This is a genomic window from Heterorhizobium halophytocola (assembly GCF_017873095.1).
GTDB lineage: Bacteria > Pseudomonadota > Alphaproteobacteria > Rhizobiales > Rhizobiaceae > Allorhizobium > Allorhizobium halophytocola.
This window is the reverse complement of record NZ_JAGGJU010000015.1, coordinates 136,285-150,764: the sequence shown is the minus strand read 5'-3', so window position 1 is coordinate 150,764 and position 14,480 is coordinate 136,285. Positions and strand designations below refer to the sequence as shown.

The 14,480-nt window shown below is 62.2% G+C and carries 10 protein-coding genes and 1 pseudogene; 5 read left to right on the top strand and 6 right to left on the bottom strand.

The genetic code is table 11. The features are described 5' to 3' along the window. The 3 genes and pseudogenes from J2Z17_RS23130 to J2Z17_RS23120 all read left to right on the top strand — a co-directional run. Positions 1–611: pseudogene (locus J2Z17_RS23130) on the top strand (hypothetical protein); the annotation flags it as partial. Positions 612–1,049: 438 nt separating this feature from the next. Beyond that, the gene (locus J2Z17_RS23125; RefSeq protein ID WP_209948808.1) at positions 1,050–2,225 is read left to right on the top strand and encodes a S41 family peptidase; all 1,176 of its coding nucleotides are present in this window, start codon (positions 1,050–1,052) and stop codon (positions 2,223–2,225) included. 258 nt (positions 2,226–2,483) lie between these two features. Further along, positions 2,484–4,094, top strand: a complete 1,611-nt coding sequence (locus J2Z17_RS23120; protein WP_342454454.1) for an ABC transporter permease — start codon at positions 2,484–2,486, stop codon at positions 4,092–4,094. Between the two features lie 233 nt (positions 4,095–4,327). Here J2Z17_RS23120 and J2Z17_RS23115 read toward each other — a convergent pair whose 3' ends face one another. Next, positions 4,328–6,280 carry an acetoacetate--CoA ligase gene (locus J2Z17_RS23115; RefSeq protein ID WP_209948806.1) on the bottom strand — a complete coding sequence of 651 codons (1,953 nt, stop codon included), beginning with the start codon at positions 6,278–6,280 and terminating at the stop codon, positions 4,328–4,330. A 167-nt stretch (positions 6,281–6,447) separates the two neighbouring features. Here J2Z17_RS23115 and J2Z17_RS23110 point away from each other — a divergent pair, with 167 nt between their 5' ends. Both J2Z17_RS23110 and J2Z17_RS23105 read left to right on the top strand, forming a co-directional pair. After that, positions 6,448–8,334 (top strand): AsmA family protein, encoded by a 1,887-nt coding sequence (locus J2Z17_RS23110; protein WP_209948804.1) that lies wholly within the window; start codon positions 6,448–6,450, stop codon positions 8,332–8,334. A 46-nt stretch (positions 8,335–8,380) separates the two neighbouring features. Then, positions 8,381–8,605 (top strand): hypothetical protein, encoded by a 225-nt coding sequence (locus J2Z17_RS23105; protein WP_209948802.1) that lies wholly within the window; start codon positions 8,381–8,383, stop codon positions 8,603–8,605. A 23-nt stretch (positions 8,606–8,628) separates the two neighbouring features. On the opposite strand, the gene J2Z17_RS23100 is transcribed toward J2Z17_RS23105, so the two are convergent. The 5 genes from J2Z17_RS23100 to J2Z17_RS23080 all read right to left on the bottom strand — a co-directional run bounded on the left by J2Z17_RS23100 (position 8,629) and on the right by J2Z17_RS23080 (position 14,272). Then, positions 8,629–9,444 carry an ABC transporter permease gene (locus J2Z17_RS23100; protein ID WP_209948800.1) on the bottom strand — a complete coding sequence of 272 codons (816 nt, stop codon included), beginning with the start codon at positions 9,442–9,444 and terminating at the stop codon, positions 8,629–8,631. Positions 9,445–9,454: 10 nt separating this feature from the next. Further along, positions 9,455–10,360 (bottom strand): ABC transporter permease subunit, encoded by a 906-nt coding sequence (locus J2Z17_RS23095; RefSeq protein WP_209948798.1) that lies wholly within the window; start codon positions 10,358–10,360, stop codon positions 9,455–9,457. 13 nt (positions 10,361–10,373) lie between these two features. Then, positions 10,374–11,537, bottom strand: coding sequence for an ABC transporter ATP-binding protein (locus J2Z17_RS23090; RefSeq protein WP_209948796.1), 1,164 nt, complete (start codon positions 11,535–11,537; stop codon positions 10,374–10,376). Positions 11,538–11,619: 82 nt separating this feature from the next. Beyond that, the gene (locus tag J2Z17_RS23085) at positions 11,620–12,720 is read right to left on the bottom strand and encodes a polyamine ABC transporter substrate-binding protein (protein ID WP_209948794.1); all 1,101 of its coding nucleotides are present in this window, start codon (positions 12,718–12,720) and stop codon (positions 11,620–11,622) included. 133 nt (positions 12,721–12,853) lie between these two features. Continuing rightward, positions 12,854–14,272: a helix-turn-helix domain-containing protein gene (locus J2Z17_RS23080; protein WP_209948792.1), complete on the bottom strand. Its 1,419-nt coding sequence runs from the start codon at positions 14,270–14,272 to the stop codon at positions 12,854–12,856. Between the last annotated feature and the right edge of the window lie 208 nt (positions 14,273–14,480).

Genomic DNA, 14,480 nt, shown 5'->3' with positions numbered 1-14,480 from the left:
AATGTGATCCCGGTACGCATGAGATACTCTCGCATATCCGGGACACCATAGGAATCCGAAAAATGGACTCTTTCGTTTCGATCAATCCACTAGCGCGAAAGCGGACACTGAGCTCTCACCGTCGGGGAGGCGGCAGGAACAGTATCTCCGGCGAGGCTGTCGTCGTCGATCTGGGAGATGGAAAATATCTCTTCGCGCTGCTGAAAGGCTACTCGCATGAAACCGCGATAAAGGCGTTCGCAGACAGTATTCCCGAGCCGACGAACCGAGCTCAGTCAATCAAAACCTATAATGCTCTGGAGCGTCTTAGGGCGACTAGGCAACCGCAACTTCCGCTCTACCCTACGCTTGTCACTTTCGACGATGTCGATGATCCGGCAAGTGTAGTAAAGGTCGATCCGATTGATCTCGCTGCTGCCTTTGGGGCTGGGTACCAACTGAGCTACATCTCGACAGCACTCACCGAGCACGCCGGAACAGCTGGTAGCATAGGGAGCCTTTTAAATTGGCTTGGGCCATACCCTGAACCGAAACTTAGTCCTGCTACAGGTGCAACATCCGACATTCCCTTCTCTCGTAGGGTTTCGTATGGTGACTTTAGAAAGGAGTGAGAAATCTCGGTCGTCGTACCCATCTCAGTTGCTTGTTAAACTCAGTGCTGAGAGCCGACAAACATGCGATGCTCAGGGAGGAACCTGCTTATGCAGATACAGCAATGCCAAGCTGAAATCTTCAGCGATTTGCAGTTTACCGGCGATATTTTTTTGAAAAGAACCGCAATATCGTAGCCAATTGTCAAGCTTTCCTGCTCTTCAAGAGTGATCTATCCTTAAGGCCGGTAGTAAAGGTATTTCCCCTTAACCTGCCTTGTAGCCTATTCTGCAGTTCGGTACTCCGCGGGGCCCCAGCTGTGTCAGCTTTCCGCCACGCGCAGTGATCACGTAAACATCTAAAATAAAGGCGCAAAGCGGCCCTACGAGCGAAGCGCGGCGAAGGGTGACGCCCAGTCCAATCTGGACATCGACGAGCAACCATGCACACCGTGCACCATGTCCCTGGCGCAAGACCTCGAGAAAATTCTGCAAACTGTTCTGCCGACCGATCCCAGCTTTCGGCGGATCGAACCGGCGATGATAGACGGCTGCATTCGTGACACTCGACGATACGCTTCGGAGGGTTCCAAAGAGGGCTTCCTGTTTTCCGCGATGCGCCTGCTCGCACTTGCCGGCAACGGACACACACGGCTGATCCCGAACGATGCCATCTCCGTTCTCCCGCTGCGGTTCGTGGGCGTCGGCAGAGGGGTGCGGTTGACTGCGACGGCTTTCGAAAAAAGTGCGCCAAGAGGAGAGCTGATAGCAGTTAACGGTACACCTTTGGGCCGAATTGAAGCCGCGGCGGAGAAATTCCTGGCGGGAACGCGCCAGAGGAAACGGGTCATCGGACCGATTCTTCTCGCATGGCCCTATGCATTGGCGCATCTCGGTTTTTCTTCAAAAGAGGATGTCACCGAATACCGCCTGCAGCAGGAGAACGGGCAGATAACCGATTTGAGAGTAGAGAACGGGCATACGGTTCCGGCATCGATGCTCTACCCGAGAAGCGAGCACGGCAAAGCCGATCCGGCGTGGAAACCCGAAAAGTTCGTGGAGATCAAGGACTGGCAGGGGCTCGGGCTTTCAATAGTCCTACCAAGCTTTTTCGACCCAGGCGAAAACGCGCTGCCAAAAGCCATCTCTGCGGCCGCGACGCATGTCCGCACCGGCTCCAGCAGAAAACTCCTGATTGACGTTCGCGGAAACGCCGGTGGCGATTTTCTTCAAACGATGCCCTTGATCGACGCGATTTCTGAAGATGCGAGAAGGGAGGTTGTTGTGCTTGTCGACAAATTCACCTTTTCCGCCGCGGTAGTGTTTGTAGCCATCCTCAAACATCGTTTGAGACATAGGCTCACACTCATCGGCGAAGAAATGGGCGACGGGTTGATATTTTTTGCCGAGGGAGGGGTGCTCGATTTGCCGATCAGCGGAGCGGTCGTTCGATATTCATCAGCCTTTCATGACTGGGAGACCGGAACCGGCGACGAAACCACACCGGCTGAGATTGCGCGGCACATGATCCCGGCAGGAAAACTGAATCTGGATAGGGAATGGGTGGTCGGGTCTACTGATGAGAATGCACAAGGCGCGTTCCATCAACGAGTTCTAGAGAGCCTGACCGATTAGACGAACGGCGGCTCAGTCCGCCTGACTGCCACCGCCAGGCGCTGCGGCCACAGGCGGCTTTCGGGTTGCCCACTTCTGACTGTGAAAGACCAGGCTGGTGAGCAATTGCAGCCATCCCGCCTCCCCCCGTTCCCTTCCTTGCCGCTTTCCGCTAGAGCGGAGACTGGATTGAACCCAGGAAAGGCGGGCGGTTTGCGGGGCGAGCGAGCGATATCATCCGGCGAGGTTGCGACAACCAGGCGTCCGGCCAATCGGCTGGTGCCGGCAGCCTTTGCGATCTCGGTGCTGACCGTGCTGCCGATTGCCGCGATCGTCTGGCTGGCGGCCACCGGCGGCACGGAGAACTGGCGCCACGTGATGGTCAATGTCGTGCCACGGGCGACCGGCCGGACCGTCGAACTGCTGGTCTTCAGCTGCGCGCTGACCGGCATCTTCGGCATTCTCTGCGCCTGGCTGGTCTCCGTCTTCGAGTTTCCCGGCCGCCGGCTGCTGTCGATCGCGCTGGTGCTGCCGCTTGCCATCCCCTCCTATATCGCCGCCTATACCTTCGGCGAGTTCTTCGACTATACCGGCCCGGTGCAAACGGGCTGGCGTGCGCTTTTCGGCTACAGGACCGCGCGCGACTATGCCTTCCCGGACATCCGCTCGCTCGGCGGCGCGGTGCTGGTGATGAGCGCCGTGCTTTACCCGTATGTCTATCTGGCGGCCCGCTCGATGTTCATGATGCAGGGGCGCACGGCAGCCGACGTCGCCCGCACGCTCGGCGCCGGCCCGTTCAAGGTGTTCTGGCGGGTGCAGATCCCCATGGCCCGGCCGGCGATCATGATCGGCCTGACACTGGTGATGATGGAGACGCTGAACGATATCGGCGCGGTCGAATATCTCGGCGTGCAGACGCTGACCTTTTCGATCTACGACACCTGGCTCAACCGCGGCAGCCTTGCCGGTGCCGCCCAGATCGCCTGCATGATGCTGGTGATCGTCGCGGCCATCATGCTCATCGAGCGCGCCGCGCGCCGCCGCCAGCGTTTCGCCAGCCAGAAGACCACGGCCAATGTGGCCGACGCGCTGAGACGCCCCCTGCCCGGCGGCCGCAAATGGCTGGCGACCGCCTTCTGCACGCTCCCCATTCTCGCGGGCTTCATGCTGCCGACCGGCATGCTGATCAAGTTCGCGCTGAGACGGCTCGACCAGTTCGCCGACCACCGGCTGCTGGATGCGCTTGCCAATTCGGTCATCGTGGCGACGGCGGCGGCCCTCACCTGCGTCGTGCTCTCCATCGTGCTGGTCTATGCCGTGCGCACCGACCGCAGCCGCAAAAGCCTGGTTGCCGGCCGCGTCGCCTCGCTCGGCTATGGCGTACCGGGCACGGTGCTGGCAATCGGCGTGCTCTTTCCCTTCGCCGCCTTCGACAATGCGCTGGACGGCTTCCTGCGCGACCATGTCGGCCTCTCCTCCGGCCTGCTTCTCTCCGGCACCGGCTTTGCCATCGTCTACGCGGCCACCGTGCGGTTCCTGACCATGGCGGAGGGCACTGTCGATGCCGGCTTCCAGAAACTGTCGCCGCATCTCGACATGGCGGCCCGAACGCTCGGCCACAGCGCCGCGCGCACGCTGTTCAGCACGCTGATCCCCAATCTGCGGCCGGCGATCTTCACCGCGGCCCTGCTGGTCTTCATCGAGACCTTGAAGGAATTGTCGGCGACGATCCTGCTGCGCCCGTTCAACTTCAACACGCTGGCGACGCTGGTCTATGAAGACGCCTCGCGGGCGCAGGTGGAGGATGCTTCGGTCGCGGCCCTGATCATCGTGTTGGCCGGCCTTGTCCCGGTCCTCTTCGTCTCGCGCACGCTCGACGGCCGGTCGTGATGCCATAAAAAAAGGGCGATCGCGGATCATGTCGAACCGATATCGCCCTTGGGAAAGTCATGCTGTGCAACTGAGAAAACCGACCGTTTCCCGATCGGCGGAGGAGACCTTGCACACGATCATGGTGCGCACTCAAGTTGGGGTAGACACTAGTTTACCTTTCCTAACGGCCAATTAAGATCCTTTACCAAATCCTTGCACTCAGCCCCGTTCCGGGACGCCGTTGTCTTGTCTCACAGTGCCAGTTCGGGCAGATCGCGATAGAGGTTCAGCGCCTCCGGATTGGCCAGCGCCTCCTTGTTCTTGACCGGCCGGCCATGCACCACTTCGCGCACCGCAAGCTCGACGATCTTGCCCGACTTGGTGCGCGGAATGTCGGCGACGGCGATCACCTTGGCCGGCACATGGCGCGGCGAGGCACCGGTGCGGATGCGGGTCCGGATCGCCTTCACCAGCTCGTCGTCGAGCTCAACGCCCTCCGCCAGCCGGACGAACAGCACGACACGCACGTCGTCCTCTACATCCTGGCCGATGCAGAGCGCCTCGGCGACCTCCGGCATCTGCTCCACCTGGTTGTAGATCTCGGCCGTGCCGATCCGGACCCCGCCCGGGTTGAGCGTCGCGTCCGAGCGGCCGTGGATGATCAGGCCGCCATGCTCGGTCCATTCGGCAAAGTCGCCATGGCACCAGATATCGTCGAAGCGCTCGAAATAGGCGGCGTGGTATTTCTCGCCCTTGGGATCGTTCCAGAACTTGACCGGCATGGCCGGGAAGGCCTTGGTGCAGACCAGTTCGCCCTTTTCGCCCCTCACCGGCTGGCCCTCGTCGTTCCAGACGTCGACCGCAAGCCCGAGCCCCGGTCCCTGGATTTCACCGCGCCAGACGGGTTTCAGCGGATTGCCCAGCACGAAGCAGGAGACGATGTCGGTGCCGCCCGAGATCGAGGCGAGCTGCACGTCCGACTTGATGCCGTCGTAGACGAAGGTAAAGCCTTCCGGCGACAGCGGCGATCCGGTCGAGGTAATCAGCCTGAGGGCGGAAAGATCATGGGTTTCGACCGGCTTGATATCGGCCTTGCGCACCGCGTCGATATATTTGGCCGAGGTGCCGAAGACGGCAAACCCCTCCTCGGCCGCATAGTCGAACAGCACCTTGCCGTTCGGCGCAAACGGCGAGCCGTCATAGAGGCAGAGCGTCGCCCCGCAGGCGAGGCCCGAGACCAGCCAGTTCCACATCATCCAGCCACAGGTGGTGAAATAGAACAGCTTCTCCCCCTCCTTCAGGCTGCAATGGAAGCGGTGTTCCTTCAGATGCTGGATCAGCGTGCCCCCGGCCGAGTGGACGATGCATTTCGGCACGCCCGTGGTGCCGGAGGAGAACAGGATATAGAGCGGGTGGTTGAACGGCAGATGGACGAACTCGATCTCCCGCGCCTTGAACGGCGCCACCAGATCGGCCAGCGTGATGCCGGCCGAGATCGACGCCGCCAGCGCCTTCGCCTCGCCGGCATAGGGCACGACGACGGTGGTGACGCCGAGCTTTTCGGACACGGTGCGCACCTTGTCGGCCACGTCCTGGACCTTGCCGTTGTACCAGTAGCCGTCGCAGGCGATAAAGAGCTTCGGTTCGATCTGGCCGAAGCGGTCGAGTACGCCCTGGACGCCGAAATCGGGGGAACAGGAGCACCAGACGGCGCCGAGCGAGGTTACTGCCAGCATCAGCGCAACCGTTTCCGGCATGTTCGGCATCATCGCCGCCACGCGGTCGCCCTGGTTCACGCCGTGGGCGCGCAGCGCCTGCTGCAGCCGCGACACGGTTTCGCGCAGCCGGTCCCAGGACCAGCGATCCGTCACCTTGTCCTCGCCGCGGAAGATCAGCGCCGTCTCGGGCCCGCGCTTCGGCAGCAGGTTTTCAGCGAAATTCAGCCGGGCCTCGGGGAAGAAATGCGCCTGCAGCATGGTGCCCCTGTCGACCAGGTCGACGGCACCCTTCTCCCCCTTCACACCGCAGTAATCCCAGACTGCCGACCAGAAGTCGCCCCGCTCGCCGATCGACCAGGCGTAAAAGGCGTCATAGTCGTCGAAGCCTCGACCGCGACGCTGTCCGCAGAACTGCATGAAATCGTAGAGCGGGGTCGACTTGGCGAACGCCTCGGACGGTTGCCACAGCGGCGTGTCGTTTTGCATGAATTCCTCCACCATCAACTCCTGTCTGTATAGCAGCTTGCATCGCAATATGAAGGCAAGGCAAAGGCCAAAACAACAGCCCGATTTGCAACATCGCACGCTTTCCTATATCCGGCGACAGGCGCATCACGATCCCCGATGCAAGCTCGAAAGCGACGGCTTCGCCCATGGCGCAATGGATCAACAGACTGGGCTCCCGTTTGACCCCGGGCCGGCAGGCGCTGGCACGGCGTATCCTGCGGCTCGTGGCCCTGCTGTTTGCCGCGGCCGGCCTGATTTATCTGCTGCTCCTGGCGGTCGCCCCCCTGCTGGTCTCCACCGGCATGGCCCGCAACACGCTCGAAGACGCCGTCTCCGACTGGACCGGGCAGCAGGCGCGGATCGATGGCCTGCCTTCGCTGCGGCTGTTTCCGCATCCGCGCATCAGCCTTCCAAAGGTAACGATCTTCCACCGCACCTCGGACGGCCGTGTCGTTCTTGCCCGGATCGATCGGCTTTCCGCCTCCTTCGGCCTTATCGACGGCATTCTCGGCAAGCCGCTGTTCGACGATTTCGAGATCGAGAAGGCCGACATCCGCCTGACCCGGGCGAAGGACGGCACCACCGACTGGCAGGAAGACGGCCTGCTGGCCAAGGCGATCAAGGCCGACAAGAACCCCACCGACACCTCCGGCAGCAACCGCGCCCGGATCGGCTCGGTGCGCGTGATCGACGGCCGCATCCGGATCAACGATGCGATGACCGGCCGGCAGATCGATTTCAACGATATCAATGCCCGGCTTTCCTGGCCGAAGCTGTCCAGCGGCCTGTCGCTGACGGTGGATGCCAGCCTGGCCGGCCGGCATTTCGGCGCCGATATCAGCTCCTCTACGCCTTTGAAACTGCTTGGCGGCAGCGACGCGGATCTCGACCTGCACACACGGTTGCCGGGCTTCACCGGTCATTTCGACGGTACGGTCAATCTTGCCGGCAACTACCAGCTTGAAGGGCCCGTCAATGCCGAGATCACCGATGCGCCGGCCTTCGAGCAGTGGTCGGGGATGAAGCTGCGCGGCCTTGGCACCCTGATGCATGCAAGCTTCGCAGCCCAGGTGACGACCGTCGGAGATACCTACCGGCTGGACCGGCTGCAGGCCTCGTTCGACCAGGCCGATGTCACCGGCATCATAGAGATCAGTCCGCGGCCGGGCGCCAAGGCGGTGATGAACGGCACGCTGGCCTTCGACGAGATGGACTTCGACCAGTTTCTCGACAGCGTCATGCTGCTGCCGGTCCACGACCGCTCCGCCGCGCACGAGGTTGCGGTTCCCAACTGGCTCGACGTCGACATCACGCTGTCCGCCCAGACCGCCAGTTTTGCCGGCCTGCCCCTGAGCGACGTCGCGACCAGCCTGACCGTCAGCGGCGATCACCGCCGCGTCGACGTCATCGACAGCACGCTTGCCGGCGGCACATTGACGGCCATGGTCAATGACGCCGTGCAGGGCGGACCGGAGGGACAGATCCGGCTTTCGATCGAAAATGCCGATTTCGGCGCGCTGAACACCATGCTGCATTTGCCGGGCCCGATGCCGGCAAGTGGCAACGGAACGCTGACAGCCACGCTTGCGCTCGGCCGGCCCATCGCCAGAGCCGGCATGGGGGATCTTTCGGGCGAGGTCTCGGTGGAGGCTGGCCCCGGCGTCATCCGGCCGCTCAACCTGGCCGGAATCGCCCGGCTTGCCGGCGAGCGGACCTTCTTCCATCTGGGCGACACCGGCAGCGGCGACCTGGCCTATACCAGTCTGTCTGCGCATGCCTCGCTGTCGAACGGCACTGCCGAACTGACGGAGGCCGATATCGCCACCGATGCCGGCACGATCAGCCTTGGCGGGCTGTTGCCGCTGACGAGCAACGGGCTTGCGCTGTCGGCGACGCTGACAACCCAGCAGCCGGCAGGCCAGACGAGCGACGATACGGCGACGCAACAACCGCTTTCCGTGTTCATCGGCGGTGCCTGGCCGGACCCGGTTCTGTCCTCTCGCTTTCCCTTGGGAGCAAAGTCACTAGAATAGACGTCGAATCATCGGGGGGATAACGGTGCGACGGATCATCATTACTTTGTTGAAGGTCCTGCTGAGCTCGCTTCTGGCCGGACTTGTTCTGTCTCTTGTCGGCGTAAATCTGGAAACTGCCCTCAGCTTTATCGGTCAGACGCCGGAAACACTGGCGGCAGACAGCCGGCGTCTCTTTGAGTGGGCGGCGCCCAAGACGCTGCTCGGTGCGATCTTCGTGATCCCCGGCTGGTTGATCATCTACCTTTTCCTGCCTTACGACGACGACTGAAACTCGACGTCCCAGCTCTCCGTTCAGGTCGCCTGGGCGGCAAAATGCTCGTCGCGCATGCGCTGCACCTCGCGACGCTTCGACAGGATCGAGGCGATGATCACGCCGGTGGTGACGAAGGCGATCAGGATCGTGCAGACCGCATTGATCTCCGGTGTCACCCCGAGCCGCACCTGGCTGTAGATCTTGATCGGCAGCGTCGTGGCGCCCGGCCCGGTGGTGAAGCTTGCAATCACCAGATCGTCGAGCGAGAGCGTGAACGACAGCACCCAGGCCGACAGCACGGCCGGCAGGATCAGCGGCAGCGTGATCTTGAAGAAGGTCCGGACCGGCGGGCAGCCGAGATCCTGCGCCGCCTCTTCGAGGCTGCGGTCGAAGGTCGACAGGCGCGACTGGATGACGATCGCGGCATAGCACATGGTAAAGGTGGTGTGGGCGATGATCACGGTGATGATCGAGCGATCGACATTCATCGCGACGAACAGCAGGAGCAGCGACAGGCCGGTGATCACGTCGGGCATGACCAGCGGCGCATAGATCATGCCGGAAAACAGCAGCCGTCCCGGAAACCGGCCGTAGCGGGTCAGCGCCAGCGCGGCCAGCGTGCCGAACACCGTACCGAGCGTGGCACTCATCAGCCCGACCCGAAGCGTCACCCAGGCGGCGTCCATCAGCCCCTGGTTCTGCCACATCACCTGATACCAGTGCAGCGAGAACCCGCCCCAGACCGTCACCAGCCGCGAGGCGTTGAAGGAGTAGACGACCAGGATCAGGATCGGCAGATAGAGAAAGGCAAAGCCGAGGGTCAGGACGACGGGATCGAATTTCGATGTCTTCATCGCCTGTCCCTCACACCTTCTGCTGCTGGTTCTGGAAGAAGGCGATCGGCACCACCAGCAGCGCCAGCAGCACCACGGCGACGGCAGACGCGAGCGGCCAGTCGCGATTGCCGAAGAACTCTGTCCACAGCGTCTTGCCGATCATCAGCGTATTGGGCCCGCCGAGCAGGTCGGGAATGACGAACTCGCCGGTGATCGGAATGAAACAGATCATCGAGCCGGCCAGCACGCCCGGCATCGACAGCGGGAAGGTGATCCGCCAGAAGGCCTTCCAGGGCGGGCAACCGAGATCGCTTGCCGCCTCCAGCAGCGTGCCATCCAGCTTTTCCAGCGCCGAATAGAGCGGCAGCACCATGAATGGCAGATAGGAATAGACGATGCCGATGAAGATCGAGGTCTGCGTGCGGAAGATATGCAGCTGTTCGTCGGGACCGAGAAAGCCGATCGTCTGCAGCAGCATCGTGCCCAACCCCTCCGGCTTCAGGATGCCGATCCAGGCATAGACGCGGATTAGGAAGGAGGTCCAGAATGGCAGGATCACCATCATCAGCAGCGCCGGCCTGACCGTCGAGGGCGCGCGCGCCATGGCCAGCGCCATCGGATAGCCGATCAGCAGGATCAGCAGGGTCGAGATGAAGGCGATCCGCAGCGACGAGAGATAGGCGCTGACATAGAGGGGATCCTCGCCAAGGAATGTGTAGTTCTCGAAATCCAGATCGCCGAAAAACGCACCGACCTTGGAAAAACCCTCCCAGGTCGGCAGATAGGGCGGCATGGCGATCGCCGTATCCGACAGCGAGATCTTGGCGATGATCAGGAAGGGCGCCAGAAAGAACAGCAGCATCCAGAAATAGGGCACTATCACCACGAGCCAGCGTGCCGGATTGGCTCTGGCCGGAGACATCACATCGCTCATCTTGCCCTCCCTCTCACCGCGTCAGCACCAGTGCGGCCTCGGGCGGCCAGGTGAGCCAGACCATGTCGCCGAAGGTTATCGGGCGATCGACGAGGCGTGCCGCGTTGGCCTGCGCCGCGCGAAATGTCTGGCCGTTGTCCATGCGGACGATGAAGACCGAGAAGTCGCCGAGATAGGCGATGTCCCAGACCTCGCCATAGAGCGCGTTCGCCGTCTTGTCGGCGGGTTCCTCGGTGGAAATGCGGACCTTTTCCGGACGGATGGCGAAGGTCACATCGGCACCGGGGGCTGCCGGACAGGCGGTCGACTGCTCGACCACCGCCTTCATCCCGCCCTCGCAGACGACGGAGCAGAATTCGCTCTCGCCCTTCGTCTCGATTGCCGCGAGCTTGCCTTCCACCAGATTGATGTCGCCGATGAAGTCGGCCACGTAACGGGTATTGGGTGCCTCGTAGATCTCGGCCGGCGTTGCCACCTGGACGATTTCGCCCCTGTCCATCACCGCGATACGGTCGGAGACGGTCATCGCCTCCTCCTGGTCATGGGTGACGATCAGGAAGGTGAGGCCGAGCGTCGTCTGGATGTCCATCAGCTCGAACTGGGTTTCCTCGCGCAGCTTGCGGTCGAGTGCCCCGAGCGGCTCGTCGAGCAGCAATACCTTCGGCCGCTTGGCCAGCGACCGGGCGAGCGCCACGCGCTGGCGCTGGCCGCCCGACAGCTGGGCCGGCTTGCGCTTGGCGAAGGTCTCGAGCTTGACCAGCGCCAGCATCTCGTCGACCCGCGCCTTGATGTCGGCCTTGGGCAGATTGTCCTGCTCGAGGCCGAAGGCGATGTTCTTCTCCACCGTCATGTGCGGGAAGAGCGCATAGGACTGGAACATCATATTGGTCGGCCGCTTGTAGGGCGGCGTGCCGGAAATGTCCTTGCCCTGCAGCAGGATGCTGCCTTCGGTCGGATCCTCGAAGCCGGCCAGCATGCGCATCAGCGTGGTCTTGCCACAGCCGGACGGACCGAGCAGCGAGAAGAATTCCTTCTCGTAGATCTTCAAGGAGAGGTTCTCGACGGCGGTGAAATCGCCGAAACGCTTGGTCACGTTCTGGAATTCGATGAACGGCTTTTCAGCAGGATCGTCCCAGGGAGAGAATTTCCGCTTCACCGGACCGAGTGTCTTGGCCATTCGCGCCTTCCGAACAGTTGGGTATCAAAGGGGAAAAACGGAACCGGGCGGAAAGTCCGCCCGGTCAAAGCCTCTTTGTGTCTCAGCTGCCCGTCTTGATCTGGGTCCAGATGCGGTTGAGGACCCGCTGTTCCTTCGGCCCGTAGGGCGTGATGGTGAACAGCTTCTTGGTCGTCTCCTCGTCCGGATAGACGGAGGGATTGTCGAGCACTTCCTTGTCGATGAACTGCTGCGAGGCCAGATTGCCATTGGCATACTGGACATAGTTCGAGGCCTTGGCGATCACCTCCGGCTTCATCAGGTAGTTGATGAATTCGTGGGCTTCCTCGACATGCTGGCTGTCGGCCGGGATCGCCAGGTTGTCGAACCACATATAGGCGCCCTCTTTCGGGATCACGTATTTGATGTGGACGCCGTTATTGGCCTCGTCGGCGCGGTCGCGGGCCTGCAGCACGTCGCCCGACCAGCCCATCGACAGGCAGATGTCGCCATTGGCAAGATCGTCGATATAGGAGGACGAATTGAAGGTCCGGGTGTCCGGGCGCACCTTCATGTAGACGTCGCCGGCTTCCTGCAGGTCGGCGGTGTCTTTGCTGTCGGGATCCTTGCCGAGATAGTTGAGCGCCGTGGCGAATGTCTCGTCCGAGGCATCGAGAATGTTCATCCCGCAGGATTTCAGCTTTTCGGCATTTTCCGGCTTGAACAGCACGTCCCAGCTGTCGACCTTGAAGTCGTCGCCAAGCGCCGCCTTGACCTTGTCCTCGTTGTAGCCGATGCCGGTCGTGCCCCACATGTAATTGACGGCATATTCATTGCCGGGATCATATTTGGCCAGCCGCTCCATGACCTGCGGCCACATGTTCTTCAGGTTCGGCAGCTTGGACTTGTCGAGCTTCTGGAACACGCCGGCCTGAATCTGGCGGGCGAGGAAGGGTGCCGTCGGCACGACCACGTCATAGCCCGAACCGCCGGCCAGCAGCTTGGTTTCCAGGATGTCGTTGCTGTCGAACACATCGTAGACGACCTTGATCCCGGTCTCCTTGGTGAAGTCGTCGAGGATCGATTCGTCGATATAGTCCGACCAGTTGTAGACGTGCACGACGCGATCTTCGGCGAAGGCCGACCCGGCCGCGACCAGAGCGATGAGCGCTGCGGCGCCAAGCCCGAGGGTTTTCGATGTCACGATTGCTTCTCCTGTTTTTACGGCAGCCGGCGAGAGGTCCCGCCCCTATTCCCTTGTTGTTTTTTTGACAGACTAAGTATGAAAAACCCGCGCGACAAGAGCCAAATTCTGGCACCGCACAACAGCCGGCCAACTACTGGAAGTCGAAGGCGGAAAGACCCGCGACCTGATCGTCGAGGCCGAGCGGACGGGTGACCGGCGGTTCGGCCCGCGCCAGACAGCCCCGTCGCTCGCACAGCCGGCAGGCCGGGCCGGCGGCAATCAGCGGCAGCGGCTTGACCGCGCGGCCATAAACGGTCGACTGCCCGGCCTCCAGCTCGCAGCCGAGCAGAAGCGCGGTGCGCCTGACGCGATCGCCGAAATCGCCCGGCTGCCCTTCCACCGTGCGGCTGACCGTCAGGAAGCGCTGACCGTCCGGCATCTCGATCGGATCGGCAAGCACTTGGCCCGGCTGGGTAAGGGCCGCATGGACGCCAAGCTTGACGCAGCCGCCGCCGAAGCCTGCCTGCGGAAATCCGTCGGCGCCACGTTTGCGCAGCACATTGCCGGCATGGTCGACCTCCAACAGGAAGAAGGCGATGGTAGACGTCCCCGGCCGCGCAAGGCTGGCCAGCCGCGTCGCGGCCTGGGCGAAGGAGACGCAAAACCGGGCCGCAAGCGCTTCGACATCATACCGCAGACGCACGGCCGCCTCGCCAAAGGCTGCAAGCGGCATGATCAGCGCCAGCGCGGCGTAGCGGGCAAGCTCGAAGCGGGCGAGCCGCCGGGCCTCGCTGCCGGACAGTTTCAACGCTTCCAGTTCCCGCAGGATCTCTTCGGCAAAGACCAGAAGGCCGACCTCCGCGGCAAGTTCCTGCAGGCGATCGGGCGGAGCAAGCCGCTCCGACAGGAACAGCCGCATGGAATGGCGGTCGAACCGGCGTCGCAGATCCGGCATCACATGGGCCGGCACCGGGCTGACGACGATGCCATGCTCCGATTTCAGATAGGCCTTCAGCGCCGCCGGCAGCTCATCCGGCGACGACAGCTGCAGCCTGCCGTGAAAGGCCTCGGCCGCGGCATCGAGCCTGGAAAAGACGAAGGCGCGCCGCTCGAAGACCGCCCGCATCTCGTCGATCGGCAGGCGCGTGCCGGCAAGTGCCGTCTCGTGTCCCTCGCGCGCCAGAATGGCCGAGAGATCGCTCAGCCGGCCGGCCTGCTCCTTGTAGGCGCGGTAGAGCTTGGTAATGGCGGCCGACACATTGGGCGCGATCTCGGCCACCTCCACCAGTTCCTGCTCACCCGGCAATTCGGCGGCGATCAGCGGATCGGCAAAAACCTCGCGCAGCTGGCCGACCCCGCCGCCGACGCCCTGCAACTCCTCCGGCTCGATCCGGTAGACGGCCACCAGCTTCAGCAGCAGCTGCACCGTCAGCGGCCGCTGGTTGCGTTCGATCAGATTGAGATAGGAGGGAGAAATGCCGAGCTCGGCCGCCATCGCCGTCTGGGTCAGCTCCAGCCGGTTGCGGATCCGCCGCAGGCGTGGCCCCGCAAAAATCTTCGTCTCTGCCATCCAAGCCCCCTCGCCACCCGCCATCGGTCGCGATCTTTACATCACCGACACAGGCCGCAAATATCTTTTACAATATTTACATATTTACAATGCAACGCGGTCACAGACAAGACAATCTAACCTCTTTTACTGAAAATCTGCGGATTTTGCTCTGGCTGGACCGTGCGGGGCAATGTAAATCCAGTCACACACCAGGGAATATGAAGGA

Coding starts and splice junctions, on each gene's coding strand:
- J2Z17_RS23095 (WP_209948798.1), bottom strand. CDS start 10,360: ATGAGCGATGTGATGTCTCCGGCCAGAGCCAATCCGGCACGCTGGCTC.
- J2Z17_RS23115 (WP_209948806.1), bottom strand. CDS start 6,280: ATGCAAAACGACACGCCGCTGTGGCAACCGTCCGAGGCGTTCGCCAAG.
- J2Z17_RS23090 (WP_209948796.1), bottom strand. CDS start 11,537: ATGGCCAAGACACTCGGTCCGGTGAAGCGGAAATTCTCTCCCTGGGAC.
- J2Z17_RS23125 (WP_209948808.1), top strand. CDS start 1,050: ATGTCCCTGGCGCAAGACCTCGAGAAAATTCTGCAAACTGTTCTGCCG.
- J2Z17_RS23080 (WP_209948792.1), bottom strand. CDS start 14,272: ATGGCAGAGACGAAGATTTTTGCGGGGCCACGCCTGCGGCGGATCCGC.
- J2Z17_RS23100 (WP_209948800.1), bottom strand. CDS start 9,444: ATGAAGACATCGAAATTCGATCCCGTCGTCCTGACCCTCGGCTTTGCC.
- J2Z17_RS23110 (WP_209948804.1), top strand. CDS start 6,448: ATGGCGCAATGGATCAACAGACTGGGCTCCCGTTTGACCCCGGGCCGG.